Origin of the sequence: Tundrisphaera macrotermitis (assembly GCF_051175315.1) — a bacterium.
Classification (GTDB): Bacteria; Planctomycetota; Planctomycetia; order Isosphaerales; family Isosphaeraceae; genus Tundrisphaera.
Genome location: NZ_CP195100.1, coordinates 6,567,737 through 6,593,322, shown reverse-complemented (window position 1 = coordinate 6,593,322; position 25,586 = coordinate 6,567,737). Strand labels below are relative to the sequence as shown.

General features: G+C 69.1%; 24 protein-coding genes. 8 read left to right on the top strand and 16 right to left on the bottom strand.

Features of this window, described 5'->3' with window-relative positions; all coding sequences use genetic code 11:
• Positions 1-263 precede the first annotated feature (263 nt).
• Positions 264-1,409, bottom strand: a complete 1,146-nt coding sequence (gene mqnE, locus TA3x_RS26600; protein ID WP_435017701.1) for an aminofutalosine synthase MqnE — start codon at positions 1,407-1,409, stop codon at positions 264-266.
• A 368-nt stretch (positions 1,410-1,777) separates the two neighbouring features.
• On the opposite strand from mqnE, the gene TA3x_RS26595 reads away from it, so the two are divergent.
• Genes TA3x_RS26595 through TA3x_RS26585 form a run of 3 tightly spaced genes read left to right on the top strand, consistent with a single transcriptional unit; the run spans position 1,778 to position 4,879 of the window.
• The gene (locus tag TA3x_RS26595; protein ID WP_435017700.1) at positions 1,778-2,542 is read left to right on the top strand and encodes a class I SAM-dependent methyltransferase; all 765 of its coding nucleotides are present in this window, start codon (positions 1,778-1,780) and stop codon (positions 2,540-2,542) included.
• Positions 2,543-2,552: 10 nt separating this feature from the next.
• Positions 2,553-3,341 (top strand): glycosyltransferase family 2 protein, encoded by a 789-nt coding sequence (locus TA3x_RS26590; protein WP_435017699.1) that lies wholly within the window; start codon positions 2,553-2,555, stop codon positions 3,339-3,341.
• Positions 3,338-4,879, top strand: a complete 1,542-nt coding sequence (locus TA3x_RS26585) for a hypothetical protein (protein ID WP_435017698.1) — start codon at positions 3,338-3,340, stop codon at positions 4,877-4,879. The genes TA3x_RS26590 and TA3x_RS26585 overlap by 4 nt, the downstream gene beginning before the upstream one ends.
• Before the next feature lie 10 nt (positions 4,880-4,889).
• On the opposite strand, the gene TA3x_RS26580 is transcribed toward TA3x_RS26585, so the two are convergent.
• Positions 4,890-6,608, bottom strand: coding sequence for an ABC-F family ATP-binding cassette domain-containing protein (locus tag TA3x_RS26580; RefSeq protein ID WP_435017697.1), 1,719 nt, complete (start codon positions 6,606-6,608; stop codon positions 4,890-4,892).
• A gap of 377 nt (positions 6,609-6,985) precedes the next feature.
• Here TA3x_RS26580 and TA3x_RS26575 point away from each other — a divergent pair, with 377 nt between their 5' ends.
• The gene (locus tag TA3x_RS26575) at positions 6,986-7,690 is read left to right on the top strand and encodes an aspartyl/asparaginyl beta-hydroxylase domain-containing protein (protein ID WP_435017696.1); all 705 of its coding nucleotides are present in this window, start codon (positions 6,986-6,988) and stop codon (positions 7,688-7,690) included.
• Positions 7,691-7,779: 89 nt separating this feature from the next.
• Here TA3x_RS26575 and TA3x_RS26570 read toward each other — a convergent pair whose 3' ends face one another.
• The 6 genes from TA3x_RS26570 to TA3x_RS26545 form a co-directional block, all read right to left on the bottom strand.
• Entirely contained in the window at positions 7,780-8,886 is a 1,107-nt protein-coding gene (locus TA3x_RS26570; protein ID WP_435017695.1) for a hypothetical protein, read from the bottom strand.
• A gap of 497 nt (positions 8,887-9,383) precedes the next feature.
• Positions 9,384-10,016 carry a hypothetical protein gene (locus TA3x_RS26565; protein ID WP_435017694.1) on the bottom strand — a complete coding sequence of 211 codons (633 nt, stop codon included), beginning with the start codon at positions 10,014-10,016 and terminating at the stop codon, positions 9,384-9,386.
• 751 nt (positions 10,017-10,767) lie between these two features.
• Positions 10,768-10,983 carry a hypothetical protein gene (locus TA3x_RS26560; protein WP_435017693.1) on the bottom strand — a complete coding sequence of 72 codons (216 nt, stop codon included), beginning with the start codon at positions 10,981-10,983 and terminating at the stop codon, positions 10,768-10,770.
• Between the two features lie 213 nt (positions 10,984-11,196).
• Complete coding sequence (locus TA3x_RS26555) at positions 11,197-11,595, bottom strand: hypothetical protein (protein WP_435017692.1); 399 nt, start codon at positions 11,593-11,595, stop codon at positions 11,197-11,199.
• A gap of 4 nt (positions 11,596-11,599) precedes the next feature.
• Complete coding sequence (locus TA3x_RS26550) at positions 11,600-11,914, bottom strand: hypothetical protein (RefSeq protein WP_435017691.1); 315 nt, start codon at positions 11,912-11,914, stop codon at positions 11,600-11,602.
• A gap of 40 nt (positions 11,915-11,954) precedes the next feature.
• Entirely contained in the window at positions 11,955-12,578 is a 624-nt protein-coding gene (locus TA3x_RS26545) for a DUF4272 domain-containing protein (protein WP_435017690.1), read from the bottom strand.
• A gap of 375 nt (positions 12,579-12,953) precedes the next feature.
• Here TA3x_RS26545 and TA3x_RS26540 point away from each other — a divergent pair, with 375 nt between their 5' ends.
• A complete protein-coding gene (locus TA3x_RS26540; protein WP_435017689.1) occupies positions 12,954-13,361 on the top strand; it encodes a BPSL0067 family protein in 408 nt (135 codons plus the stop codon).
• A 36-nt stretch (positions 13,362-13,397) separates the two neighbouring features.
• Here TA3x_RS26540 and TA3x_RS26535 read toward each other — a convergent pair whose 3' ends face one another.
• Positions 13,398-15,035 (bottom strand): OprO/OprP family phosphate-selective porin, encoded by a 1,638-nt coding sequence (locus TA3x_RS26535; RefSeq protein WP_435017688.1) that lies wholly within the window; start codon positions 15,033-15,035, stop codon positions 13,398-13,400.
• A 252-nt stretch (positions 15,036-15,287) separates the two neighbouring features.
• On the opposite strand from TA3x_RS26535, the gene TA3x_RS26530 reads away from it, so the two are divergent.
• Both TA3x_RS26530 and TA3x_RS26525 read left to right on the top strand, forming a co-directional pair.
• Positions 15,288-16,448 (top strand): glycoside hydrolase family 88 protein, encoded by a 1,161-nt coding sequence (locus TA3x_RS26530; RefSeq protein WP_435017687.1) that lies wholly within the window; start codon positions 15,288-15,290, stop codon positions 16,446-16,448.
• Positions 16,449-16,456: 8 nt separating this feature from the next.
• Positions 16,457-17,350, top strand: coding sequence for an NAD-dependent epimerase/dehydratase family protein (locus TA3x_RS26525; protein WP_435017686.1), 894 nt, complete (start codon positions 16,457-16,459; stop codon positions 17,348-17,350).
• A gap of 3 nt (positions 17,351-17,353) precedes the next feature.
• On the opposite strand, the gene TA3x_RS26520 is transcribed toward TA3x_RS26525, so the two are convergent.
• Both TA3x_RS26520 and TA3x_RS26515 read right to left on the bottom strand, forming a co-directional pair.
• Positions 17,354-18,043 carry a class I SAM-dependent methyltransferase gene (locus tag TA3x_RS26520; protein ID WP_435017685.1) on the bottom strand — a complete coding sequence of 230 codons (690 nt, stop codon included), beginning with the start codon at positions 18,041-18,043 and terminating at the stop codon, positions 17,354-17,356.
• Between the two features lie 625 nt (positions 18,044-18,668).
• Positions 18,669-19,136, bottom strand: coding sequence for a hypothetical protein (locus TA3x_RS26515; protein ID WP_435017684.1), 468 nt, complete (start codon positions 19,134-19,136; stop codon positions 18,669-18,671).
• A gap of 290 nt (positions 19,137-19,426) precedes the next feature.
• Between TA3x_RS26515 and TA3x_RS26510 the strand changes: the two genes are divergently transcribed.
• A complete protein-coding gene (locus TA3x_RS26510) occupies positions 19,427-20,659 on the top strand; it encodes a molybdopterin molybdotransferase MoeA (protein ID WP_435017683.1) in 1,233 nt (410 codons plus the stop codon).
• A 28-nt stretch (positions 20,660-20,687) separates the two neighbouring features.
• Here the strand turns inward: TA3x_RS26510 and TA3x_RS26505 are convergent, their stop codons facing one another.
• From TA3x_RS26505 to TA3x_RS26485, 5 genes are all read right to left on the bottom strand, one after another.
• Positions 20,688-22,217, bottom strand: coding sequence for a serine hydrolase (locus TA3x_RS26505; RefSeq protein WP_435017682.1), 1,530 nt, complete (start codon positions 22,215-22,217; stop codon positions 20,688-20,690).
• Positions 22,218-22,381: 164 nt separating this feature from the next.
• On the bottom strand, positions 22,382-23,284 hold the full coding sequence (locus TA3x_RS26500; RefSeq protein WP_435017681.1) for a hypothetical protein: 903 nt from the start codon (positions 23,282-23,284) through the stop codon (positions 22,382-22,384).
• A gap of 42 nt (positions 23,285-23,326) precedes the next feature.
• Complete coding sequence (locus TA3x_RS26495; protein ID WP_435017680.1) at positions 23,327-24,241, bottom strand: urease accessory protein UreD; 915 nt, start codon at positions 24,239-24,241, stop codon at positions 23,327-23,329.
• Positions 24,238-24,876: an urease accessory protein UreG gene (gene ureG / locus TA3x_RS26490; protein ID WP_435017679.1), complete on the bottom strand. Its 639-nt coding sequence runs from the start codon at positions 24,874-24,876 to the stop codon at positions 24,238-24,240. Before ureG ends, TA3x_RS26495 begins: the two co-directional genes overlap by 4 nt.
• A 17-nt stretch (positions 24,877-24,893) precedes the next feature.
• A complete protein-coding gene (locus TA3x_RS26485; RefSeq protein WP_435022444.1) occupies positions 24,894-25,565 on the bottom strand; it encodes an urease accessory protein UreF in 672 nt (223 codons plus the stop codon).
• Positions 25,566-25,586 lie beyond the last annotated feature (21 nt).

Genomic DNA, 25,586 nt, shown 5'->3' with positions numbered 1-25,586 from the left:
CGGTGAGGCGGCGTTGGTCAACGGTGAGCATTTGGGCTCGCCGGCGCCGTGGTTGGCAAGCCAACCACAGCCACCCAGCAACCGATTGAGTCTTCGCGGAAACCTCTGCCACCCGTCCGCTGATCCCGATCTGGCGATCCGCCAACAATGAAGGGAGGTCCGGTGATTTCGGCCCTCCCTTTGTGTGTCTCTTGCCTCGGAAAGACGGTCTCTTGCCCTTTCAGGAAAGGGCGGAGGCCCGGGTCCGAAATCCTCGGCCCTGCTCAGTTCAGGACCGCCAGCGAGGCGATCTTGATCGGCTCGGCGGACCTCCACGCGGCCCCGTCGCGCTCGACGCGGTGGTACAGGGTGTCGCGCTCGACGGGGATGCGGCCGGCCTCGGCGATCAGGCGGCGGATCTCGGCGACGGTGATCTCCTGCGGGGTCTCGGCTCCGGCCTCGTGGTAGATCGTCTCGTGGACCACGGTGCCGTCGATGTCGTCGGCGCCGAAGTTCAGGGCGACCTGGGCGGTCTTGATCCCCAGCATGATCCAGTAGGCCTTGATGTGCGGGAAGTTGTCCAGCATCAGGCGGCTGATCGCCATCGTCTTGAGGTCCATGACCCCGGACGGCTTGGGGATCTCGTCCATCCGCGAGTTGTCCGGGTGGAAGGCCAGGGGGATGAAGGTCTGGAACCCCCCGGTCTCATCCTGCAGCTCGCGGAGGCGGATCAGGTGGTCGATCCGGTGCTCGGCGCGGTCGATGTGGCCGTAGAGCATGGTCGCGTTGGAGTGGAGCCCGAGCTGGTGGGCGGTGCGGTGGACCTCCAGCCAGGTCTCGGTCGACGCCTTGGCCCCGCAGACCTTCTCCCGGACCTCGGGGTGGAAGATCTCGGCCCCGCCGCCGGGCAGGCTGCCCAGGCCGGCGTCGACCAGCTTTTGCAGGACCTCGCGGATCGACAGCCGGGCGATCTTGGCGAAGAACTCGATCTCGACCCCGGTGTAGGCCTTGATGTGCAGCTCGGGATACTCGTCCTTGATCCAGCGGATCAGGTCGACGTAGTAGTCGAACGGGAGCTTGTGGTGCAGGCCGCCGACGATGTGCAGCTCGGTCGCGCCGCGATCGTGGGCCGACTTGGCGCGTTCCAGGATCTGGTCGCGGTTCATGACGTAGGCGCGGGGGTCGTTCAGGTCGGCCCGGAAGGCGCAGAAGTCGCACTTGTAGACGCAGACGTTGGTCGGGTTGATGTGCGTGTTGACGTTGTAGTAGCCGAAGTTGCCGTTGAGGCGTTCGCGGACCAGGTTGGCCATGCCGCCGATGGCGAACAGGTCGTTCGACGCTTCCAGCGCCAGGCCGTCTTCGAAGCTCAGGCGCTGCCCGGCCTCGACCTTGTCGCGAATCGCCCTCATCCGCGTCGCCTCGGTCGCCATCGTCGGTCCACCCTTCGGTTCTTGCCTGAGCCCAAGCCGTCCTGGAAATCCCTTCCCGTCCCTGATTGAAATTTTAGTCGGGATTGAATGCTCGATCAACCTCGGCCGATCAAACGATGGCTTTGCCCATCGCCTGGCGGGTGTCTGGCCCTTGTAGTATCCTGGGCTTCATCGATCCTTGCCGCGATCTCAGGGCCTTCGAGCCGATGCACACAGGGTCGCCCCCAGCCGAGAATCAGTGTCCTCTGTGCCAGGTCGGTTTGCGCCCCCGCCATGAGGCGATCGCCGCCGTCGAGACCGGGGAGCGGTTCGCGATCGCGGAATGCCCGCGGTGCGGTCTTGGGAGGACACGACCGACTCCGTCGGATATGGACCTGTATTATGGGCCGAGCTATTACGGACGGCGCCATGGTGTGACCGCCAAGCTGTGCATCCGGAGGAGGTTGGGGCTGGTTCGTCGTTGGGCCGGCCCGGCGGATGGCCGCGCCTGGCTCGATTATGGCAGCGGGGATGGCGGCTTCGCGCTGGCGGCCCGGGGACGGGGTTGGGATTGCTGGGGGCTCGAACGGCGCACCTTGCCGACGCGCCCGGAAGTCCCGATCGTCGGCGGGCTCGACGACCTCGATGCGTTGCCGCCGCTGGCCGGGGCGAGCTTCTGGCATGTCCTGGAACACCTCGAAGATCCGTTCGCCACGCTGGGCCGATTGAGGGAACGTCTGGAGCCCAACGGTTTGGTCCTCGCGGCGGTCCCCAACTTCGCCTCCCGCCAATCGTTGGTGGCGGGGCCCGCCTGGCTGCACCTGGATCTGCCGAGGCATCTGTGGCATTTCACCCCCGAGTCGCTGCGAAGGGCCTTCGAAGCGGCCGGATACCGCGTCGAGGGGTTGTGGTCGGGCGAGATCGAATATGATGTCATCGGCTGGTCGCAGGGCCTGCTCAATCGCTTCTTCGGCGGTCGCAACGAGTTCTTCCACGCCATGTCCGATCGGCCCGGTCGACGGGGGGCCAGGGCCGTGTTCCAGGTGCCGGCCGGCGTCCTGCTCTCCGCCCTCATGGCCGTCCCCGCCTGGGCCGAGGGGCTGACCAGGCAGGCCGGGACGTTGCTCGTGGCCGCGCGGTCGGTTCCGAGGTAGGATGGCGGCCATGCTCTACGGCAAGAGGATCGTGGTGGTGATGCCGGCCTACAACGCGGAGGCGACGCTGGCCCGGACCTATCGGGAGATCGATCGCGGCGTGGTCGACGAGGTCATCCTGGTCGATGATGCGAGCCGCGATCGGACCGTGGAACTGGCCCGGGAACTCGGCCTGAGGGTCATCGTCCACCCCGAGAATCGGGGCTACGGGGGCAACCAGAAATCCTGCTATCTGGAGGCCCTCCGGCTGGACGCCGACGTGGTGGTGATGGTCCACCCGGACTACCAGTACACCCCGCTGCTGATCCCGGCGATGGCCTTGATGATCGCCAATGGCGTCTACGATTGTGTGATCGGCAGCCGCATCTTGGGCGGTCGGGCCCGCGCGGGGGGCATGCCGGCCTACAAATACGTCGCCAATCGCCTGCTCACTTTCGCCCAGAACCTGCTGATGGGCTCCAAGCTGTCGGAGTTCCACACCGGCTACCGGGCCTTCTCCAGGGAGGTCCTCGAAGGCTTGCCCCTGGGCGAGAACTCCGACGACTTCGTGTTCGACAACCAGATGCTCGCCCAGGTCATCGCCTTCCGGTTCCGGATCGGCGAGGTCTCCTGCCCGACCCGCTACTTCGCCGAGGCGTCCTCGATCGGGCTCCGGCGGTCGATCACCTACGGCCTGGGCGTCCTGCGGACCTCGGTCATCTTCCGCCTCCACCGTTGGGGGATCGGCCGCCATCGCCTGTTCGACCCGGGAGGGCGTCGCCTCGCCATCCCGGCGACGGAGGTCCTCCCCGAGTCATGAGCACGCATCCAGCCCCGGCCGGGGATCACACCGACGTCCCGTCCCGCCCGTCCCGAAGGGGTTGTTTTCGGGTCGAGGCGGCGACGCTGGCCCTGATGATCGTCGCGGGGGGCGTCGCCTTGATCGTCGGGATCGGGACGAGGAGCTACGACTATGATGAGTTGACCCGGGCCCACTCCGCCTGGCTGACCGCCCAGGGCTTGCGACCTTACACCGACTACTTCGAGTGCCATCCGCCCTATTTCCCGCTCCTGGTCCCGATCGTCCGCGCCTGCCGCGATCCGGTCGATCTGCTCCGGGCGTTGCGTCTCCTGGGGATCGCGGGCAATCTCCTCTTTCTGGCGGGCCTGGGCAGGCTCGTCACGACCTCGCCCGGGGATCGGCGTTGGGGGTGGCTCGGGCTGGGCGTCGTCGCCCTGGATCCGGCCGTCCTGGAATTCCTCGTCGAGTTCCGGGTCGATGGTTGGGGCTACGCCCTCGCCACGTGGACCCTGATCGGGGCGACCCGCGCACGTCCAGGCCCGCGACGCGACCTCGGCCTCGGCCTCGGGACGGGGCTTGCCGCCTTCCTGTTTTGCCCCAAGCTGGCGCTCCTGCCTCCCATGATCGTCGTGTTCGCGATGCTCGGGAACTGGCGCTCGGCGCGGTCGGCCTTTCGGATCGCGGCGGCCTATGCCGCGGGAACGGCGACGGCGGGCGGCCTGGTCGCGCTGCTGCTGGTCACTCAGGGGATTCGCTTCGAAGACGTGTTCCAGCTTCTGGTTCGCTATCACACGATCGCCAACGCGACCTCAAGCTTCCATCGCGGCCTGATCCGGAGCATCCTCGACCAGCCGGTGCTCCTGGGGGTGACCTGCTTCGGGCTCACCGCCTGGGCGATCGACCGGATCCATCGCCGCTCGTGGCCCGGTCCGGTGGAGGCGGGACTGGCCGCCTGGCTCGGGCTCCAGGCGATCCTGGTGGCGTATCCCTACAAGCAATACTATGCGCCCTGGTTCCTGTTCGCGTCGGTGTACCTCGCCTACCTCGGGATGGGCCGGGCAGGCCGCCCCGGGCGGCTTCGTGCCACGTTCTTCGTCCTGACGGCCGGGCTGGCCAGCGTCGGGGCCCTTGGGCGGGCCCGTGCCTGGGCGGACGCCGATGAGGCCCGCCATCAAGGGATCGTGATCCGCTGGATGGGCCGGGTCGCGGGCCCCGGGGAGTACGTCGTGGCGGCGCCCCCATTCCACCCGATCGACCGCCGCGACTCGTTCTTCCTCTGGTTCAACACGATCGACCCGGGCGGATTCGATTCGGAGACCATCCTCGGTCGGCTGCCTTCCTACCGGGATCGGGCCAGCCCGGCACATTTCCTGGGCGAGCTCGTCGCCCATCCGCCCGCGCTGGTCACGCTCTCCGATCGGGGGATGCCGGTGTTCTACACGGCGGGGCAGTTCGCCGCCCTCCGTGAGTTTTTGGCCAGGAATGGCTATCGGGCCGTGCGGCGGGGCGACGGCGAGTTCGCCGTCCGCCCCGATCGCCTGGAAGCCGCCCGGTGACCGACTCGGTTCAGGCCGAGGCCTTGCCGGCCTTCTTGGGAGCGGGCGAGGACGACGCGGGCGCGGTCAGGGGGACGGTGCCGGGCTGCTTCTTGGTGCCCTTGGAGAGCAGCGACCGCCAGTCGCCGGGGTCGGCCGGGGCCTTGGACTTGGCGTAGAGGTACGTTTCGTAGTCGGTCGGGTAGATGGTCAGCTTGCCGGTATCGACCTCGATGACCTTGGTGGCCACGGCGCGGATGAAGTGCTCGTCGTGGGAGATGAAGCACAGCGTCCCGGCGTAGCCGACCAGGGCCTCTTCCAGGATGTCGCGGCTGGCGATGTCCAGGTGGTTGGTCGGCTCGTCCATCATGATGAAGTTGTGGGCGACGGTGAGGATCTTGGCCAGGCAGAGCCGGGTCTTCTCGCCGCCGGACAGGGCCGAGACCGGCTTCTCCACCGCCTCGCCGCTGAACAGGAAGGCCCCCAGCATGTGGCGGAGCGCCCCTTCGGAGGCGCCGGGGTGCACTTCGCGGAGGCTGGCCAGGACCGAGTCGCGGAGGTTCAACGCCTCCACCCGGTGCTGGGCGAAGTAGGTCGAGAAGACGTTGCTGCCCAGCGCGACCTCGCCCCGGGTGGGCTGGTGGACGCCGGCCAGGAGCTTCATCAGGGTCGTCTTGCCGGCGCCGTTGGGGCCGACCAGCACCACGCGGTCGCCGCGCTCGATCTCCAGGTCGAGCCGCGAGTAGACCACCTTCGACCCGTAGGCGAAGCCGACGTCGGCGAGCTTGGCGACGACCTGGCCGCTCCGCGGGGGCTCGGGCAGCTTGATCCGCATGGTCGAGCCGTCCACCTGGGGGGCGTCCACCCGCTCCATCTTCTCGATCGCCTTGAGGCGGCTCTGGGCCCGCGACGCCGTGGCGGCGTTGGCCCGGTTGCGATCGACGAAGTCCTGCATCTGCTTGAGCTTCTTCTGCTGGCCGTCGAACGACGCCTGCTGGACGTTGAGCCGGTGCTCCTTCTGCGGGATGTGCGCCGAGTAGTTGCCCGGGTAGGTGTGGAGCTTGCCCATCTCCAACTCGAACGTCTTGGTGATCACGCGGTCGAGGAAGTCGCGGTCGTGGCAGGTGATCAGGATCGCGCCGGGGTAGCCCCGGAGGAAGTCCTCGAACCACTTCACGCTGAGCAGGTCGAGGTGGTTGGTCGGCTCGTCCAGCAGGAGCAGGTCATGGTCGAAGGCGAGCAGCCCGCCCAGCGCCAGCCGCATCGCCCAGCCGCCCGAGAGCGTGGCCACCGGCTCGTCCAGCTTCGCGATCGAGAAGCCCAGGCCGAGCAAGATCGACTTGGCGCGGGCCTCCATCTCGTAGCCGCCGGCCGTGAGGAACGCCTCCATCGCGTCGTCGTAGTTGTCCAGCGCCTTGGGGTCCCCGGCCTCCAGCCCGGCCATCACTTCCTTGAGCCGGCGGTCGGCGGCGGTCCACGGGCCGAGGTGGTCCAGCATGTTCTCGAAGACCGTGCCGGTCTTCAGCGGGTGGATCTCCTGCGGGAGATACCCGACCGAGCACTTGCGGTCCTTGACCATCTCGCCGCCGTCGAGGTGCTCCACCCCCATCAGGATCTTGAACAGGGTCGACTTCCCGGCGCCGTTCTTGCCCAGGAGCCCGATCCGCTCGCCGCGGACGATCGAGGCGTCGATGCCATCATAGAGCGTCTGCCGGCCGAAATTCTTGCGCGCGTTGTTCAGGCGGATCATGGGGGTCGGGTGTCTCGACGTGGGAGGGGCCCGGGGCGGGGAGCGGCGGGGTGGTCCGTCGCAGGTCCGGGCCGATGGCGGGCGGGCGGGGCCGATCATCCCAATCGAGAGCGGCCCGATCCCCGGGATCTGGAACAATCCCATTCGGGGGCAAAACATTCTAGGCCACCCCATCATCGCCCGCAAGGTCGGCTTGCCTCCCGCCCCCGTTTTCAACAACCCTGACCCGTGCCGAGGTGGCCATCCCCTTGAGCCCCAGGTCCAATTCGATTCCAATGGTTAGGGGGGATGGGAGATCCGGGCCGACCGTGAGTGCGTCGGGCCGGGCGATTCGCCCCAGGGCCGCCCGATCCCCGACCCGACCCGAGATCACACGCATGGGCCTCCTCGATCGCATCGATTACGAGTCTCTGCTCGTCCCGCTCAACAAGTTCTTCGACCTCCACACCGGGGGGAAGCGTCGCCCGGTCTTCTTCGACGTCGACAAGACCTGCCCGCAGTTCCGCGAGCTGGACCGCAACTTCCCGGCGATCCGCGACGAGGTGATGAGGATCTTGCCCCGGAAGTCGACCCTGCCGCGCTATCACGACCTCGACGCGGCGCAGTACGGGATCTCGGCGCAGGGGGATCCCGAGCGGTCCTGGAAGGTCTTCTTCCTCTACGCGATGGGCGAGAAGCCGCCCGAGAACGTCGCGCTCTGCCCCAAGACCTCGGCCCTGCTGGACGGCATCCCCGGGCTGTTCCAGGCGTTCTTCTCGATCCTGGAGGCCGGCAAGTCGATCCCGGCGCACGAGGGGCCGTATCGCGGCTACCTCCGCTACCACCTCGGATTGGTCGTCCCCGAGCAGTCGCCCCCCTCGATCCGGATCAAGGATCAGCACTACACCTGGAAGGAGGGGGAGAGCATGATGTTCGACGATAGCTGGGATCACGAGGTCATCAACCATTGCGAGCAGGACCGCGTGATCCTGATCGCCGACATCCGCCGGCCGATGCCGTTCCCGTTCGACCCGGCCAACCGGATCGCCCAGTCGATCATGCGCCAGGTCTACGGCAAGGAGATCCTCAAGAAGCTGGCGTGATCGGCGTGCGGGGGCCGCCCGGCGCCGGGTCGAACCCGAGGCCGGCCGCGTCACCGATTTGTCACAGAGCGAACCGGCCGGACCGCGTCCTACAGGAGCCTCGGGCCGGCGGAGGGCGGGGCGGCGGGCCGCTGCGGGGCCGGCGGGATCGGCGTCGTGGCCCCGATCGTTGGGTTCGTTTGGGCCGGTGTCGGGCGAGAGACCGGCTCGGGCGCGAAGCGGGACTGCGTCTTCGCCGGGCGGGGGCGCGGCGCGGGCGGTTCGCTGCGGGGCGGGGCGGCGGCCGGGACGGGTGCCGGCGCGGTCGCGGCCCCGGTTTCGGCCCGTTGCTCGATCTCGTGGAACTCGCGGAGGGCGCGGAACAGCCCGCGCTCGGCGGCGGCCTCGTACCTCCGGGCGAGTTGCGCCTCCTTGGACGGGTCGAACAGGGCGCGGTCGCCCGCTTCGGCGCGGTCGGCCGCCTCGTCCTCGTCGTCCACGAGCACGCGAAGCTCGCGCAGGGCCTCGACCTCGGCGTCGATCAGCGCGGCCAGTTGTTCGAGGGCCCACGCTTTGCGCTTCTTGCAGTTCAGCCCGGCCCCCTGGTCGGCGGTCAGGCCCGAGAAGTCGCCCTGGATGGCGCGGAGGATGGGGTTGAACTGGGTCGGCGGGTAGATCCCGGGGTGGCGGCCGAGGAGGCTGTCGAGGCGCTGGTCGTCGTGGTGGGTCCAGGCGAGCTTGCCGGGCCGGTCCAGGCGTCCCCGGAGGACGTGCCACGCCTCGATCAGCCCGTCGATCCCTTCGGGGATCTCCATCATCCGCGTGACCGCCCGATCGGGGTCGGTGTCCAGGAGGGCGGCGAGATCGTTGACCTCGGCGCGGCGGGCCGCGTCGCGCTGCTTCTCGGCGTCGCGGACCCGCTTCGCCGCCATCGCCGCGTCGTGGCGCCCGCAGCGGTCGAGGCGGTGGTGGAAGACCGCGACCCGCCGCAGGAGCATCCGGCCCATCAGCCCGGAGGGCTTCATCTCGGCGACGAGCTGGGCGGTCGAGGCGTCGACCTCGGCCGCGTCCTCCTCGGGCAGCACGACGCCGGCGCCGGTCATCCCGTGCTTGAGGGCGTTCCCGCGCGAGATCTCCCGACCCCGTGCCGTCTTCGGCCCCGTGGATCGCTGCGCATTCCTCCGGTTCGCGGCCAATCGGGCGGGGCTGCACGTCATCGCCGGCACTCCTCGGTGGGGATCGAATGGTGTGGGACGACGATCGACATCACGCCGTCACCGATACATTCAAATTCCCGAGGGGGCGTTAAGCATAGTTTCTGACGGATCGGCTCATTTTCGCCAAAATAATCGCCATCGACCTGGCGGGGAGTGACCGAAGTCGGCTCACGAGGTCGCCCGAATCGTGCCCGGTCGGGATGGGTTGGCCGTACCCGGCAGACCCGGGGCGCGACAGGGGGGCAATGGCATGGCGGATCGAGGATTTGAGGTCTGCCGGTACGGCCAACCCATCCCGACCGGCGTCCGGGGCGAGATTTCGGCTGCAAGCGTCGCCACGATCATCGACCGGGGGATTGTGTGCCGCACGCGGGTTCTCCGGCCGGGGTCTGATGGCGTGTTGTTACGAGTGGCTATAGTTCAATGATTGCGTCCGAAGGAATTCGTTCCGGGCCGCCCTGACTGCCGCTTGAGGATCCACTCGATCCTTATGAAATTCACACGTCGTAACGCACAAAACCAAAGAAATGACCGCCCTGGCGCGCGGCCTCAGTAGCCAAGGCACGGATGCGCCGCAGGGCCCAGTCCGAACCCTCGACCGCTTCGGTCTCGATCGAATTCAACGCCTTACCGCGGAGCTTCAGGGCCTTCTGCCAAGCCGTGAGGATCGTCTTCAATTCGCCGTCATCGAGCGCGCCGAGCGGGCCGATCACGGCGTCGGGAAAGCTGAACATCTCCGCCTCCTCTTCGGGGCAGTCGACGATCCGCTCCGGGGGCGAGTCGGGAAGTTTGAGGAGATCTAGTAGCTCCCGTAGCGGCGGACCCGCGATGCTGTACAGGGTGAAGTACGGCAGCGTCCGTAGCAGCTTCGGCGCCTCGTGCTTCTGGAGCCATTTGTCGGTGTCATTTTCCGGAGGTGAGATCGGAGGGCGCGGGCTTCGGCCACGAGCGTCATCGAACGAGGGTATCGCGCTCGCATCGACAGGCCGGCCGGGATCCCAACTCAGGAACGTCATCGACTCCTTGGTGAATGGATTGATGGCTTCGACAGGCGCCTGCTCAGCCAGCGGCTTGCGCCAGGATGGGAAGCAAGAGTCGAGATCGGCGTCTGTTGCCACGAAGAGCGTCAATCGAGTACCTATACCCATGGCTTCCCGTTTTCCCGTGCCCTTCCGTCAGCAAATCGCTCCGCTTGCGATAATCTCGCGGGGCAGTCTGAAGCTTGCCCCAGGCATCGGCAAGGCTCGTCTATAGGTGAGCCGTTACGGTTTGGAGGTCTCATCGATTGGCGATTGCTCTTGCCGTTCTTCCAAAATTCGTCGCAAGGCTGTCCCCGCTTCCTTGATCAACGAGGACTCCCCGAGACGACGACGAATGTCCTCGGTCGAGAGTTTGCTAAACCTGTCCTTGTATGTCTGAATCCGTAGAAGGTCTTTACCTCTCTTGTTCATCGAGAACCCCAAACGGTGCCTCTGTGAACTCGTCCCATACATCTCACGAGCCAGTTAGTTCGGCTCGGGCGGGTTCGCCTGTAATGAGCTGAGGTACTCGGAGACCGATCCGTCCCAACCGCAGATGGAACACCGCCCCTGGGCAAACTCGTGTTCGCACCGTGGATACCCATAGAGCCAGTGAGAGCACTCGGGACACAACTGCGCCATCTGGGAGGTGGCGGCCAAGTAGTCGCTCCCGCACTCGTCACAGGACTTGCATTGGTCGAGTTTTATTTCGGGAATGTTGGCAGGTTTCATCTCTACTTTACTCGTTCCAATTTCGACTCGACGTAAGTTCTTATTCATCGGATCGAAAATGGCCAATCCCGGCGGGGTGATGACTGCCGGGGTCTGATGGCGGGTTGTTACGAGGGCTATAGGCGGGGCGTTACAGGGAATCATAAATTCCCGTGTCCTCAACCTCGTCCAGGATGACCTTGAGGGGGACCGGCTTGAAGAACAGGCCGCCGAACCACGAGCCGCATCGAACCCAGGCCCCACGATGCTGCCCCTTCTTGTCCTCCAGGTCGAGGCGATAGACGACTTGCATGTTGGTGACGGTGTCGAATGGGCCCGTGAAGTACCATCGTCGCTTCCGCCTCATGATGACGAAGCCCGACTCTTGCGCCCAGGCTCGCAGGGCCGACCCGCAAACCGCCTCGGAGTACCATATGCCCAAACCGACAGAGGCGATGATGAGCGGCGCGATCATCGGGAAGGCGTCTGAGGTGGAGGGTATCATCTCTGGGGCGTCTCCCCTCGATTTCGAGCGCTACGCCTCGCGTGACTATACTTCACCGGTGACGGCCGAAGAAATTCATTGTGGGTACGGCTGGTCGGGCCCGATGGAAAGCCAGGGGTAGCGTGCCGCATGTTCGTACCTCTCCCGCTGCGAACGGTGATACTCCGCTCGACGCGAGAAGAGTTCGACCAATTCATGCATCGCAGCGAGGGCATCGTCGGAAGCCCCAGTGACGATCTGGAAGTCGCCCAGATCGTGAAAGGATCGCCCGGAGATCGCACGCTTGAGCTGCGAGGCGGCTCGATCGCGGGCCTGGATGGCCAAGCCTTCCTCGGAGAGATGAACGCGCGCCGAGAGCCGGAATTTCCGGCTGCATTGGGTCAGTCGCATGGCCTCCATCCAGCCGCCGATCAGGCCCGCGACGATCGCCACGAGGACCATCAACCGCCGCACCGTGATCCTGGGTGCTCGCATCGGGCTATCTCGTCCTCTCGGGAGGCACCGGTGGATCGGGCGGGACGGGGAGGAAGGGGAGTCGGGCGGCCCGCCGGTATTTCGCCGCCAGGTCGAAATGCCACCCACGGCGTGCCCTCTTGACGGGCTGGCCGTTCGGATCATCGAAGGTGATGGGCTTGTACCGTCCCTCGGCCTCGTGGATGACCATCTTGCCCGCCCAGGCCGCATGGGATTCCGCCAGGCGTAGGAACCGGGCCCTCCGCTCGGCCACTGCACCGAGGAGCAACGCCGTTGCTGCCACGGCGACCATCATCCGCCGCACGCGGGGCAATCTCATGCTTGGGCCTCCGAGGCGGGGTGTTCAGCGTGGCTATAGCTCAGGCGTCACAAGTTATCTCGTCCCATTCTCGCGGTCCGCCGAGCCACTCGAATGCATATCGCCGCTCGTAGAGTACCAACCAGTTCAGGTCTTGGGGGAGCGGTTCACCTTCACGTCGGGCCGCAACGGCGCGGCACCAGAGTTCGTACGTCCGGTCATCCTCGGCCAGCAGTACGCCGGGCGAGCGAAGTTCGGCCGAGGCGAGGAACCCTTCGACCTCGGAGCCGAGCGGCGGGATGATCTCGTCCACCAGCCGCCGAGTATCGCAGCCGCGAGTCGGCAGGCCCAGCGCCTCGACCTTGCCGATGGCCCAAAGCAAGGTCCTTTCAGCCTCCTGATGCCAGCGGAAGCGGTTCCTCTCCTCGTCGGTAGGCGAGGGGTCGAGGAGGAAGGCCATCTCACCGGGACTGACTCGTTCCCAGATGCCCTGCTCCTGTAGCCACGCGGTCACCGGCCCCGGTTCGACGCCATAGCCGACGGCGACGATACCCTGCAGGATCACCGCCCGTTCGGCGACATGGCGGGCGGGATGAGGCCACGGCTCGGAAAAGTCCGGGATCGCGGGCGGTGTTTCCGCCACGGAGATGCCGTGAGCCATCGCCCATTGCTCGGTCGTCCCCACGATGCGACCCCCCTGTAAATTCTCGCCGCTACTTCACCCGTGACATGATCGAGTCGACGTAAGTTCTTATCCATCGGATCGAAAACGGCCAATCCCGACGGGGTATTGACCCGTTACAATTCCGACGGCCGTCGGAGGTGCCTAGCTTGGTCGAGCCGCAGACCCTCGTCAATGGGCGAGGATCACCGTTCGCAGGCCACATGGGCCCGAGAACGCACACGGGCCGGGAGGCGGGGGCGGCCGGATTCTGTCCGTCACGGCGGGGCGATCCCGACGTTCTCATCCAGACGGGAGATGGGACGGCATGCCATCGGCGATGGCCGGGCGGGCGCGGAGCAGGGCCCCTCGGAGTCGCCAATCACCGGAGCCAATGTCATGTCCAAGCAGGGGTTCGCGGTCTCGCTCGATCATGCGGCCGGCTTCAAGGGCCAGGTCCTCTCGGACGATCCGGGCTGGAACAAGAACAAGGGGGAATGCGCCACGGGGGTCCAGTACGTCTTCTTCAAGGCGGGCAAGCCGATCGGGTTGACCACCCTGTGGAAGCAAGGGCCGCTGGTGAAGGGGAACAGCATCGCGCCCGGCACCGCGATCGCCTCGTTCCAGAACGGGGTCTACGCCCAGGACCACGCGGCGGTCCTGATCCGCGAGACCGAGGAGGGGCTGGAGGTCTGGGACCAGTTCAACCACCCCCCCAAGCCCTGGGGCAAGCGGACCCTGCGGTTCGGCGGGGCCAAGAACGACCGCTCCAACAACGGCGACCTGTTCTACGTGATCATCCATTAGGTCGCATCGGCGGCGCCCGCGCGGGCCGGGCGCCGGTCAGAAGTAGAGCTGCATCCGGAGCCAGAACAGCTCGTTGGTGAGCTGGCGGCGGTCGGGCCTGCGGTAGAGGATCGGCGAGCCGAACTCGGAGTGCTGCCAGGCCACGTACATCTTGAGGTAGCGGGTCAGGTACCAGTTGACGCCGAGGTCGGTGATCCAGGCCCGGTTGGACCAGAAGTTCGGGTTGGCCAGGCGGGCGTCGAAGGCGGCGCGGTCCAGTTCGATCGAGCTGTAGCGGAAGGCCAGCTCGAAGGCGCCGAGGCCGAACTTCTCGCGGCTCAGGTTGAACGGGCGGAGCGGCTCCAGGACGGTGCGGCGCTCGGGCGTCTCGCCGGTCAGGAAGTAGCCGAACGACGCGGAGATGCCGCTGGTGGGCAGGTCCACCGAGTCCGGCGCCTTGGCCTTCCGGGCGTAGCGGAGGAGGCCGCCGTTGTAGTCCGCGAACGCGGAGAACTGGCGGAAGAAGTAGGCGGCGTGGGCCGACCAGAACGTGCGCTGGCCGCGCTCGACCACGTCGGGGTCGAAGACGAAGAACGGAGGGCTGAGCAGGTCGGCGGCGCTGGCGTTGGAGGCGTTGGACGCCGTGCGGAAGGCCCGGGGCACCAGCGGGTTGTCCTGGGTCCCGTAGGTGAACGACCCGCCCAGGTTCAGGTTCCGCAGGGGCCGGCCCTCCTCCTGCCCGCCGAAGGGGCGGGCGTTCAGGTAGAGCATCACGTCCTTGGCCTCGTTGAAGTCCTCGAACGAGTTGCGCGGGCCGTTGAACACGCCGACGGCGTAGTCCAGCTTCTTCTCCAGGACGTTGCCCCAGGCCTGCACCCCGAGCATCCGGTTGAGCCCGAGGTTGGCGGTGAACAGCGAGCGTTCCGGCGTGACCAGCCACATGTTCTGGATGGCGAACTGCTCGTAGTTGAACGGGGTCATGAACCGGCCGGCCTTGATCTGGAGCCGGTCGTCCTGGTGGTAGTTGACGAAGGCGTCCAGGATGTCGATCGAGCCCAGGCCCCGGTTGAGCGAGACGGTGTATTCCCAGGGCTTGGTGACCCGGCCGTTGAAGAACAGCCGGACGCGCGGGAAGACGAACCCGGAGCGGGCGTACTGGTCGCCGTTGGGGTCGAACTCCTTGAAGTCGAGCTGCGTCTCCTGGTGGACCTGGAGCTGGAACTCCTCGTCGTCGCTCATCAGCTCGAAGCCGGGCCCGAAGCTGGCCCCGAGCGGGACCTTCTTCTGGGCCTTGGAGCCCGACACGGCGTTGTAGCCCGGGATCGGCGAGCGTCGCCCGCCGGGCTGATCCGACGCCCCGCCAACGTTCGCCCCCGCGCCGGGCCGGGGGGCCGGAGCGGCCTCGGCCTTCGGTGCGGACTCGCCCCCCTCCTTCGGCGCGGAGGAAGATTCGCGGAGCGCCGCGACCTCCTTGAGGAGCTGCTCGATCTGCTCGCCGTGCCGCCGGGTCACCCCTTCGAGCTGGTCGGCGAGCCGGCGGTTCTCCCGCTCCAGCTCCTGGATCCGCCCGTCGGCCTCCGCCCCGGCCGCCGTGGGCTGCGGGGGGGCCGGCTCGTCGGCGGGCACGCGGGGCGCCAGCGCGAACACGAGGCACGCGACGATGCGGCCGATCCTTCGGCGATTCTGCCGGCCCATGCCGCTCCAATCCTCTCGGCGTGATCTCTCGCCTTCCGCACGGGTCGGGGCCCGGCCTGGCCTCACAACCGGGATGATCGGCATACCCGGCCGTCCGGCGTGAATCGATTCCCGCCTCCGATCGCCCGGCCCGGCCCCGGGGCGCGGCCGTTTCGGGGCCGTCGCGCTTGCCCGGGGGGGAGGCAGGTTGTATCCTCCGAGGATCCGGGGACGACAGCCTCCCCGCATCCTCTCCCCGCCATCGAGGTCCCCGTGGCCGAGCCGCGAACGGTCGATCTTGCCGAACTCCGGCCCCGCCTGGAGCGGGCCTTCACGTTCGCGGCGAAGCAGGTCCGCGCCACCACCGAGCGCACGCCCGACTACTTCCCGATCTACACGGAAGGTGGGCGGTGGCGGCACGGCGGGGAACTGTGGACCGACTGGTGCGCCGGGTTCCACGCCGGGATGATGTGGCTGGTCGCCCGCAGGACCGGCGACCCGGCCTGGCGGGCCCTGGCCGAGCATTACTCGCGCCTGCTGGAGCACAAGCAGCACGACCGCGACGTCCACGACCTCGGCTTCATCTTCCTGAGCACCTACAAGCCCTGGTTCGAGGCGACCGGCGACCCGCAGATCCGCGAGGTGCTGATCACGGCCGGCCGCACCCTGGCGATGCGGTTCAACCGGCCCGGCCAGTACCTCCGGTCGTTCGTCGCCCCGGAAAGCCTGTTCATCGACATCATGATGAACGTGCCGATCATCTTCTACGCGGCCCGCGAGGCCGGCGACAAGGCGCTGTACGACCTCGCCGTCGCCCACTGCCGGACCACCGAGCGGACCCTGGTCCGCCCCGATGGCGGCACGGCGCACGAGGGGATCTTCGACCCGGAGACCGGGGAGTTCCTCCGCCAGACCACCCACCAGGGGCTCCGGGGGGATTCCGACTGGAGCCGGGGCCTGGCCTGGTCGCTCTATGGGTACGGCACGGTCTATACCTACACCAAGGACCCGGCCGACCTCGCCGTGGCCGAGCGCAACGCCGACCACTTCATCGCCCGGTGCCCCGAGGGGCTGGTCCCGCCCTGGGACTTCGACGTGCCCGAGGGGCCCGACCGGATCGACGACAGCTCGGCCGCCGCGATCGCCGCGTCGGGCCTGTGGAACCTGGCCGGCCTGACCGCCGACCCGGCCCGTGCCCGACGCTACCAAGACGCCTGCCTGACCATCCTCGACTCGCTCTGCACCGACCGATACATGGCCTGGGACACCCCGGGCTGGGAAGGCGTGCTGAAGCACGGCGTCTACCACTTCCACAAGAAGCTGGGCGTCGACGAGTCGGTCATGTGGGGCGAGTTCTTCTTCCTGGAGGCCGTCGACAAGGTGCTGGGCGAGAGCCCGGCGCCGGAGTCGATCTCCGAGCCCAATCGTCCGTGAGGCCCCCGATGATCCATCCCGACCAACCGGACGAGACCAGCCGCCGCACCGTCCCCCCGATCGCCTCGGGCGGCCTCCCCGTGCTCAACCCCGACGAGTTCGAGGTCGACGATGAGGACGAGGGGGAAGACGAGGTCGATGACGGCCCGCGCACCATCCTGATCACCGGGGCCAGCGGCAACATCGGCCGCAAGCTCCGCGAGGCGTGGGACGACGTGTACGACCTCGTCCTGATCGACCAGGAACCCGACCCCGACGAGCCCTCGCTGATCGTCGCCGACCTGTCGGTCCTGGACGAGGCGTGGATGGAGGCGTTCCACGGGGTCGATGCCGTGGTCCACCTGGCCGGCAACCCCGACGAGTTCGCCGCCTGGGAGGACCTGGTCGGGCCCAACATCGACGCCACCAACAACGTCTTCCACGCCGCCGCCCTGGCCGGCATCGAGCGGATCGTCTTCGCCAGCTCCAACCACGCGATGGGCGGCTATCGCGAACTCGGCGACATGCCGATCACCGTCGACCTGCCCCCCAAGCCCGACGGCCCCTACGGCGGGACCAAGCTGATGGGGGAACGGCTGGGCGTCGGCCTGGCCGGGATCTTCGAGATGACCTTCGTGGCCCTCCGGCTCGGGTGGGTGCAGGTCGGCGACAACCGCCCCGACACCCTGCCCGACGAGTGGTCCCGCTCGCTCTGGCTGAGCAACGGCGACATGGTCCGGCTGTTCACCCGCGCCATCGAGGCCGACCTCGGCGACCGCTCCTCGACGGTGGTCAACGGGATGTCCAACAACCAGGGGACCCGCTGGGACCTGGCCTCCTCGGCCGAGTCGATCGGCTTCTGGCCGACCGACGACGCCTTCGCCGACGAGGCCGAGCACCCCGGCCCGCGCAGCCTCGGTTGACCCCTAACCGGGCTTGACCCAACGCCCGACCCAGCCCAGGGGCCGGCCCACATAGGGCCGGGCCCGGGGCAGGGCCTCGGCCAGCTCGGGCGGGACGACCAGGCTGGCCTCGCCGTCGGCGGCCCAGCCGGCCCGCGCGGCGATCTCGCGATACTGGTCCAGGGTCCGGTGGATCGTGGCGATCGGCCGCCGGACGCCGGTCTCCGGGTCGATGAACCGGGCCCGCTGGCCCTCGGCGGTGCGGTCGGGGTGGAGCGCCGAGACCAGGCAGGCGCCGCCGGGCCGGACCACGCGGAGGACCTCGGCCAGGACCGAGTCGAGTGCCTCGATGTGCTCGGCCACCAGGCCCATCACGGCGATGTCGAAGCTGTCCGGGCGGAAGGGCAGGGGATCGGGCAGGCGGTGCTGGGCCCAGACCACCGGCAGGTCGCGCAGCTTGGCCCGGCCGATGTCCATCATCTCGGGCGTGAAGTCGAGCGCCGCCACGGTCGCCCCGGCGCGGGCCAGCGCGGCGGTGTGCCGCCCGGTGCCGCACCCCAGGTCGAGCGCGATCCGCCCCTCCAGGGGGCCGAACCTCCCCCACATGGCGGGCTCCTCCAGGGCCGTCAGCGGGTTGCCGTCGGCGTCGTACCAGGGGGCCCACGCGGCGTAGCCGGCGCGGACGGGCATCTCCTCGTGATGGGGCACGGTCATGGTCGCTCCTCCTGAAAAGTCGAGCGGGCCATGATCGCATATCCACTACCCGCGCGCGAACCCCGCCTTCGCGAAGGCCCGGCCTCGAATGTGTCCTTTGATTTTGGCCTTTGGTTCGGCGGCCCTGGGTGGCTGTGGTTGGCTTGCTGTAGAGCGCAGGGACATGGGTGGCGCCTGGCCCCACCGTAAAACCGGGCAGAGTCGGTATCGTGGGCAGTCCATAGGCCGATCCGGTGTGTCTGATGGGGATCCTACAGGTCACTTTGGGAGATCTGCGGGGCATGGTCGGGCCGCTTCACCTCTTGCGGTCGTGATGGGCTGAATATCTTCCCCCTCCCAAAGGCTCTCCCCTGGCCAAAAGCGCCACCCATGTCTCTGCACTGAGGCGCCACCCATGTCTCTGCATTGAACAGCAGTCGCCACAGGACGTTCCAGCAAATCCCCGACGTCAGCGTGAATGGCCCCTGGATGGCTCGGTTGGATTGGCTCGAATCGTCTCGGACCGGCGGGCTTCAACGCGAAAACCCCGGGCCGCGATGGCCCGGGGTTCCCGTGGGTCCGAAGGCCGGCGTCGGGGCCGCCGGGATGATCCGACGGCTGCGACGCCGATGGGGTTCGGCCTGATTCAGAAGGGGGGAGGCATGGCGCCGCCTGGGGCGTCGCCGCCGGCGCCGGGGCCCGGGACGTTGTTGGGGGCGGCGGGGCCGCCCGGGGCGTTGGCCTCGCCCTCGGGCATCGGGCCCAGGCGGGGGATGCCGATGCCGGGGGCCGGCACGGCGGGGATGCCGTTGGGGCCGGGCATGCCGGCGACGGGGGCCTCGACGGCCGCGCCCGGAGGGGGCGGCACCGCGATTCCGTTGGCCGCCATCTTGGCCCGCTGCGTCGCGGCCTGGGTGTTGGCGTAGGGGAAATCGGGCCCGGGGGCGAAATACTGGACGTCGTCGTGCATGTACTTGCCCGAGGGCAAGGTCATGCCGGCGTATTCCACCTGGCATCCGGTGGCCGTCAGCAGGCCCAAGACGGCCGCGCCGGCCCAGACCGACGCACGACGGCCCTGCGACCGCCGCGGCGATCCCGCGCTGGAGGACAACATCGGCTCCACCCTCCTTGATGAACCACGCCCGGCGTACCCGGCCCATGCCGCCCGCCGCGACGTTTCCTGTCGATCCCAAGAGGAAACCCTTCGGGCCGCTCGTGGCGGTCGTCGGAATTTCATCACAACCAGGGAATCGGCCAGATGGGCGGATCAAGGCCAGCCATTCCGGAAAATTGCCCGGCGCGGCCGTCGCGGGGGGCCGGTCCCGCACGAATCGTCCATTGGTGGTTCGGGGGGTTGTGATTAGAATCCCCCCCGATCGACAACCGACCGGAGATCCAAGAATCGTGCCCCGAGTCTTCGATACGATGCTGTCGCCGGGCGAAACGCGGGCGCGAATCCTCTCGCTGGCCGAGGTGGGCGAGCCGATCGCCGTCTCGCTGGGCGAGGCGGTGGGACTGGTGATGGCCGAGCCGGCGGTCGCCGACGTGGCCCATCCCCCGTTCGACCGGTCCACCCGCGACGGCTACGCCGTCCGGTCCGCCGACGCCGCGCCCGGGGCTTTGCTCCGCGTCGCCGGCGTCCACCGGCCTGGGCGCGACGCCGACGCGATGGTCGAGCCCGGCGAGGCGATCCGCGTGTCCCAGGGCGACCCGATCCCCGAGGCCGCCGACGCGGTCCTGCCGCTGGGCTCGGTCCGGCCCGACCCGGACCACGGCCCGGCCCGCGTGATCGAGGTCCTCCGGCCCGCCCGCGCCGGGCGCGGCGTGGCCGCCCGCGGCTCGATCCTGGAAGCGGGGGCGGAGCTGGCCCCGGCCGGCGCCCGGGTCCGGCCGTCGATGGTCGGCCTGCTCGCCTCGCAGGGGGTCGTCCACCCGCTCTGCCATCGCCGGGTCCGGGTCTCCGTCGTGGCCGTGGGCCAGCACCTGATCGGGCCGGCCGAGGAACCGGCCATGCATCGCGAGCGGAACGCGGCCAACCTCGCGATCGTCGCGCTGGCCGACCGCCTGGGGGCATCGACCCACGACCTCCAGTCGGTGCCGGGCTCGCGGCTGATCCCCGCCCTGGAGCGTGCGACCAACGCGCCGGTGGTGGTCGTGCTCGGCCCGCCCACCGTGGCGATCCGCCGATGCCTGGACGCCATGGGCGTCGAGATCCTGGCCAACGGCGTCGCCCTCCGCCCCGGAGGCCGGTCGAAGTACGGGGTGATCCGCGACGAGGCGGGCCGGGTGGCCCACCACGTCTTCCACCTGCCGATCGGGCCGATCGCGGCGGTCACCGCCTTCACCCTGCTGGTCCGCCCCCTGATCGAGAAGCTCCAGGGCCTCGACCCCGGCCTGCCGGTCCCTGCGGCCCTGGTCGGCGGCCATCGGGCGACCGGAGACCGGGCGATCGCCCTGCCGGTGGCCCTCTCGATCGGCGATGACGCCCGCCACCAGGCCCGGCCGGTCCGCCCCCAGGGGCCCGACGACCTGCCCGCCCTGGCCCGCGCCGACGGCCTGGCGCTGCTCCCCGCCCGGTCCGGCCCGTGGTCCGGCGGCGAGTTGATCGAGGTCATCCCGTTCGATCCCCCGGCCTGAGCCGGGGGGACGAACGGCCCGGCCCGCCTTACCGGGGGACGCGGGTGAGGGTGCCTTGCCCCTCGGTGTTGTAGTAGTCGATGGTCACCGCCCGGGCCTGCCCCCGGCCTCCGAAGTCGAACCGGGCGCCGCTGGGGAGGTAGGCGTTCTCGCCCACGGGCGTGAACAGGAACACGTCGCCGCTGTAGTGGGACAGCGGGTACGTCACCTGCTTCGGCCCGAGGCGGATGGCGAGGCCGCGGCCCGATCGGACCACCTCGACCCGGCCGAAGAGCGGGCTCGCATACGTCCCGGCGTAGGAGGCCAAAGCCCGGGGCGGGTTCGGGACGGTCGGCGGGTAGGCGGGATACTTCTCCTCGATCTCGTCCCAGAACTGGTCGAAGATCCCGCCGAACAGGGTCACATAATCCCGGGCGACGGCGCCCTGGAACAGCAGGTCGAAGAATCCGGCGGAGATCGCCTCGGGCAGCCCGATCGGGTACGAGTTGGTCAGGACGACGATCCCCACGTCCTCGCCGGGGTAGATGGTGATGTCGGTGGCGGCGCCCGAGTTGAACGCCCCGGAGTGGCTGATCCGGGATCGCCCCGCCGAGTCGGTGCCCACGTTCCAGCCGAGGCCGTATTCGCCGGAGGTGCCCTGGACCTGGGCGGTCCGGGTCTCGGCAAGGGGGCCGGCGGCGATCACCCGCTTGCCGTTGAACGTCCCGTCGCGGAGCTGGAGCCGGAGGTAGTTGGCCATGTCGCGCGCCGACGAGCTGACGCCGCCGGCCGGGGCCTCGGCGTCATCGTCGTTGGGCGGATTCCGGGGCACCCACGAGGTGCCGGAGCCGGAGCGGACGTGCGGGGTCGCGCGGTCCCTGGCCTTCATGTAGTCGGCGTAGCGGGAGCTGGTCGAGGTCATCCCCAGCGGGCGATAGAGGATCGCCTCGGCGGTGTCCTCCCAGCTCCGGCCCGACGGCCGGGCGGCCGCGGCGGCGCCGATGGTGTAGCCGACGTTGCTGTAGTTGTACCGGCCCCGCAGGGGGGCGTTCAGCGGGAGGAACCGGGTGCGCTCGATCAGCTCGTGCCGCGAGAAGCCGACGTCGACCAGCACGTCGCCGGCGTACTCGGGGAGCCCGCTCTGGTGCGAGAGCATGTCGCGCACGGTGACGTTGGCGGTCGTGTCCGGCGAGCTCATGCGGAAGCCCGGGATCAGCGACGCGATCCGGGTGTCGAACCGCACGCCGCCCCGCCCGACCAGCCCGGCCACCACGGTCGAGGAGATCGGCTTGGACAGCGACGCCAGCTGGAAGACGGTGTTGGGCGTCACCGGCGCGTTCTTCTGGCCGACCCGGCGAACGCCGAACCCCCGCAGGTAGACGATCCGGTCCCCGGCGACGATGGCGATCGACAGGCCGGGGACGCCCGTCTTCGCCTGGCTCCTGGCGACGTAGTCTTCCAGGGCCGGCACGACGGCCATGACCCGGGCCGGGTCCACGAACGCCTCGGCCCTGGTCGTGAATGCGAGCCCCGCCAGCAGCGTGGCCGCCGCGATCGCGGCCTTCGCGAGATGATGCACCGGGTTGTCTCCTCTCGATGTCACGGCCCCATCCCTCGGGGCCGAAAAGAGGGCTATTCAACCCCGGCCGGGCCCCGATCCGCAAGGGGTGAGGCCGATCGTGTCCTGTTGGTGCATCATCGGTGCGGATGCGTCGCGGGGATCCCCGACGTCCCGGCCCCCCCTCAGGGCGAACAGGCCGACCACAGGCGATGGGCGTGCGCCAGGGCCGCGCCGATCCGGGCGGCGCGGGCCTCGTCCGGGGCCGCTGCGACGGGCAGGTGGAGGATCCTCCCCTCCCTCCGCGCCAGCACGCCGTCGGCCAGGACGGCGCGGAGGAGCCACACGGCGGCCTCCTCGCCGTCGGCCTCGACGCCCGCCCAGCCGATGGACCGGCGGGCGGGCATCGGCAGCCCGGCCCGGCGCAGCGCGTCGCGGACCTGGCGCTCGGACGCCTCGTAGCCGGCCGGGTCGGCGGCGGCCTCGTCCGGGGACGCGGGCTCCCAGGGCTCGTCCCCGGCCAGGGCCTGCTGGGATTCGGTCAGGTGGCCTTCCCAGTAGTGGCACGCCTTGGCCAGGGCGACGACGACGTTCTTGATCTCCTTCTCGGCCCGGAAGGCGGGCCCGGCCGGGAGCTGGAGGACGCGCCCCCGGCGGCGGGCGGAGACGTTCTCGGCGGTGACGGCGAACTGGAGCCAGGCGGCCTCCTCGGCGGATCGGCAGGGCAGGCCGACCCAGCCCGGCCGGTCGCCGTCGACCACCGGGAAGCCCGAGGTCAGCCCGATGGCGCGATCGATCTCGCCGACCGCGTCCCGGTAGCGGCCCGGGTCGGAGCGGGCCTCCGCCTCGGGCACGGGCTCCAGGAGCCGGCCCCGGTGGGGCGGGCCGCCGGCCAGGGCCAGGTCGCAGAAGGTCGTCCAGATCTGGTCCCAGGCGACCCGGCCGTCGGGGCCGTAGACCAGGCCGGCCGAGCCCATCGAGACGGGCGACACCGATCCGTAGCAGTGCTGATACCGGGGCGGGAGGAGGGCGTTGACCTTCTCGTCCAGCCTCGCCAGCTCCGCGGCCACGTCGTGCGTCGCATCCATGATCAAGAACTCCGGTCCCCATCGGGTCGGGATCCCCGGGGGCTATCGCCAGGAGAATGCGGGCGGGACCGGCCGGCCGACGACCTCGGGGCGGACCAGGGACCAGAAGTCGCGGATCCGGGCGTGGACGTCGCTCGCCTCCCGGCCCAGGACCTTGAGCACCAGGCCGCAGTCGTTGGGCAGGCGGCCGACGCCCGAGGCCCACCGGCCGCCGGGGTCGTAGCTGGGGGCGGACTGCTCGAAGATCCGGTCGGCGTGGGCCTTGGGGGTGAGCAGGACCACGTTGCCGAAGACGTCGAAGTCGGCCATCATCCCGGGCCGGCGGATCGCGTCGCGGCCCGGCTCGATCAGGAACTTCTCGGTGAACAGCTCGACCCCGTCCGGCCGCGTGGCCCGGACCGTCGAGGAGAACAGGTCGAAGGCGAACAGCTCGCCCGCCCCGTAATGCTTGCGCCCGCCCACCAGGATCTCGGAGTAGAGCAGGGTGGCGTCGGGCGCGATCCGGATCGCGGTCCGGGTCAGGAACCGCGACCGGGCGAACGGGATGACCTGGTCGGGCATGTACTCCAGATAGGAGCCGTCGTGGAGGACGATCTCCTGCTCCTGGACGGCGTAGTTGGCGTCCATCTCGTGGATCTTGGTCGCCGCCTGCGTGGTGACGTGCCCGCGGGCGCCGGGGCCGACCTCGAAGCGCATGGAGTAGCGGTCCCCCTGGAGGATGCCGCCCGAGTTGGTGATGATGAAGACGACCGGCAGGTCGGGCATCCCCTCGTCGCAGTACAGGGCCTTCTGGACGAGCAGGGGGGCGCGGCGGTCCATGGAGGCCAGGATCGAGCGGTCCCCCCGGCGTTCGAACCGGAGGGCCAGCCGCGCGAGCTTGCCGGGCGAGCCGCTGGGCATCTGCGCCGGCTCGTCCTGGTAGGGGGCCAGCTCGGGGGCGAAGTCCGGGGACGTCATGAGGTCGGGGCCCTGGCGGCGATGTCGAACAGGACGTTCTCGCGGATCAGGGCGACCAGCTCGTCGATCCCCTCGCCGGCCTTGCAGTTGGTGAAGACGAACGGCTTGGTGCCACGCATGAAGCGGGAGTCGGCGTCCATCACTTCCAGGCTGGCGCCGACGTAGGGGGCCAGGTCGGTCTTGTTGATGACCAGGATGTCGGACTGGGCGATGCCGGGGCCGTTCTTGCGGGGGATCTTGTCGCCGGCGGCCACGTCGATCACGTAGATGAAGAAGTCGACCAGGGCCGGGCTGAAGGTGAGCGTCAGGTTGTCGCCGCCGCTCTCGATCAGCACGACGTCGGCGTCGGGGAAGCGGGCCTCCATGTCCTCGACGGCCGCCAGGTTCATGCTGGGGTCCTCGCGGACGGCCGTGTGCGGGCAGGCGCCGGTCTCGACGCCGAGGATCCGCTCCTCGACCAGGATCCCCTTGAGGGTCCTCTGGACGTGCTTGGCGTCCTCGGTCGTCACCACGTCGTTGGTGATGATCAGGACGGAGATGCCCATGTCGATCAGCTTCGGGGTGATCGCCTCGACGATGGCGGTCTTGCCCGAGCCGACCGGCCCGCCGATCCCGATCCGGGTGATGTTCTTCATATCAGGCGAGTTCCCGTTCAATTCATGAACATGCGCACGGTGGCGCGGACGTGGACGGCGGCGAGGATGTCGAAGGCCGGCGCGAAGGAGGCCATCTCGTCGAGCGACCTGGCGGCGACCTCGTCGTAGGCCGCCGGGGCCTCGGCGTTGACCTCCAGGAGGATCTTCTGGGCGTCGAGGTAGTGGAGCTTCATCAGCCGGAGCGCCGCCCCGACCATCATGCTGGCCACGCCGTACTGGTGGGCGGCGAAGGCGACGGCCTCCCCCAGCCCCAGCGCCGAGAAGACGATCCCCTGGCCGACGGGGTAGGTGCCGGGCGTCTCGGCCCTCTTGATGGCGGCGAGCCAGTCGCCGGCGGCCGACTCGCCCAGGACCGCCCCGGCCAGCTCGGCGAGCTTGCGGCCCATCCGGGTGGACATGGTCCGGGCCTCCTCGTTGAGCCGGCGGTTGAACGCGGCCCGGTCGGCCCCGACGATCCGCGCGAGGTCGCCGTCGCGGGCGGCGCGGAAGGCGTGGAGCAGCGCCACCCCGTCGGAGGTGGCCGACTGGCGGGCCGCCGTGGCGATGAAGTCGCGGAGGGTGGCCGTGTCCCGGACGACACCCCTCTGGATGGCGGATTCGAGCCCGTTGGAGAACGAGAACGCCCCCACCGGGAGCATCGAGTCGCCGAACTGGAGCAGGCGCATCATCGCCAGGATCGGGGCCACGGG

Excerpts from the sequence above, each read along its gene's own strand:
- TA3x_RS26555 (WP_435017692.1), bottom strand. The coding sequence starts at position 11,595 with ATGCGAGCACCCAGGATCACGGTGCGGCGGTTGATGGTCCTCGTGGCG.
- TA3x_RS26535 (WP_435017688.1), bottom strand. The coding sequence starts at position 15,035 with ATGGGCCGGCAGAATCGCCGAAGGATCGGCCGCATCGTCGCGTGCCTC.
- mqnE (WP_435017701.1), bottom strand. The coding sequence starts at position 1,409 with ATGGCGACCGAGGCGACGCGGATGAGGGCGATTCGCGACAAGGTCGAG.
- TA3x_RS26550 (WP_435017691.1), bottom strand. The coding sequence starts at position 11,914 with ATGAGATTGCCCCGCGTGCGGCGGATGATGGTCGCCGTGGCAGCAACG.
- TA3x_RS26485 (WP_435022444.1), bottom strand. The coding sequence starts at position 25,565 with ATGATGCGCCTGCTCCAGTTCGGCGACTCGATGCTCCCGGTGGGGGCG.
- TA3x_RS26495 (WP_435017680.1), bottom strand. The coding sequence starts at position 24,241 with ATGACGTCCCCGGACTTCGCCCCCGAGCTGGCCCCCTACCAGGACGAG.
- TA3x_RS26500 (WP_435017681.1), bottom strand. The coding sequence starts at position 23,284 with ATGGATGCGACGCACGACGTGGCCGCGGAGCTGGCGAGGCTGGACGAG.
- ureG (WP_435017679.1), bottom strand. The coding sequence starts at position 24,876 with ATGAAGAACATCACCCGGATCGGGATCGGCGGGCCGGTCGGCTCGGGC.
- TA3x_RS26560 (WP_435017693.1), bottom strand. The coding sequence starts at position 10,983 with ATGAGGCGGAAGCGACGATGGTACTTCACGGGCCCATTCGACACCGTC.
- TA3x_RS26585 (WP_435017698.1), top strand. The coding sequence starts at position 3,338 with ATGAGCACGCATCCAGCCCCGGCCGGGGATCACACCGACGTCCCGTCC.
- TA3x_RS26595 (WP_435017700.1), top strand. The coding sequence starts at position 1,778 with ATGGACCTGTATTATGGGCCGAGCTATTACGGACGGCGCCATGGTGTG.
- TA3x_RS26575 (WP_435017696.1), top strand. The coding sequence starts at position 6,986 with ATGGGCCTCCTCGATCGCATCGATTACGAGTCTCTGCTCGTCCCGCTC.
- TA3x_RS26580 (WP_435017697.1), bottom strand. The coding sequence starts at position 6,608 with ATGATCCGCCTGAACAACGCGCGCAAGAATTTCGGCCGGCAGACGCTC.
- TA3x_RS26590 (WP_435017699.1), top strand. The coding sequence starts at position 2,553 with ATGCTCTACGGCAAGAGGATCGTGGTGGTGATGCCGGCCTACAACGCG.
- TA3x_RS26570 (WP_435017695.1), bottom strand. The coding sequence starts at position 8,886 with ATGACGTGCAGCCCCGCCCGATTGGCCGCGAACCGGAGGAATGCGCAG.
- TA3x_RS26540 (WP_435017689.1), top strand. The coding sequence starts at position 12,954 with ATGTCCAAGCAGGGGTTCGCGGTCTCGCTCGATCATGCGGCCGGCTTC.
- TA3x_RS26520 (WP_435017685.1), bottom strand. The coding sequence starts at position 18,043 with ATGACCGTGCCCCATCACGAGGAGATGCCCGTCCGCGCCGGCTACGCC.
- TA3x_RS26525 (WP_435017686.1), top strand. The coding sequence starts at position 16,457 with ATGATCCATCCCGACCAACCGGACGAGACCAGCCGCCGCACCGTCCCC.
- TA3x_RS26515 (WP_435017684.1), bottom strand. The coding sequence starts at position 19,136 with ATGTTGTCCTCCAGCGCGGGATCGCCGCGGCGGTCGCAGGGCCGTCGT.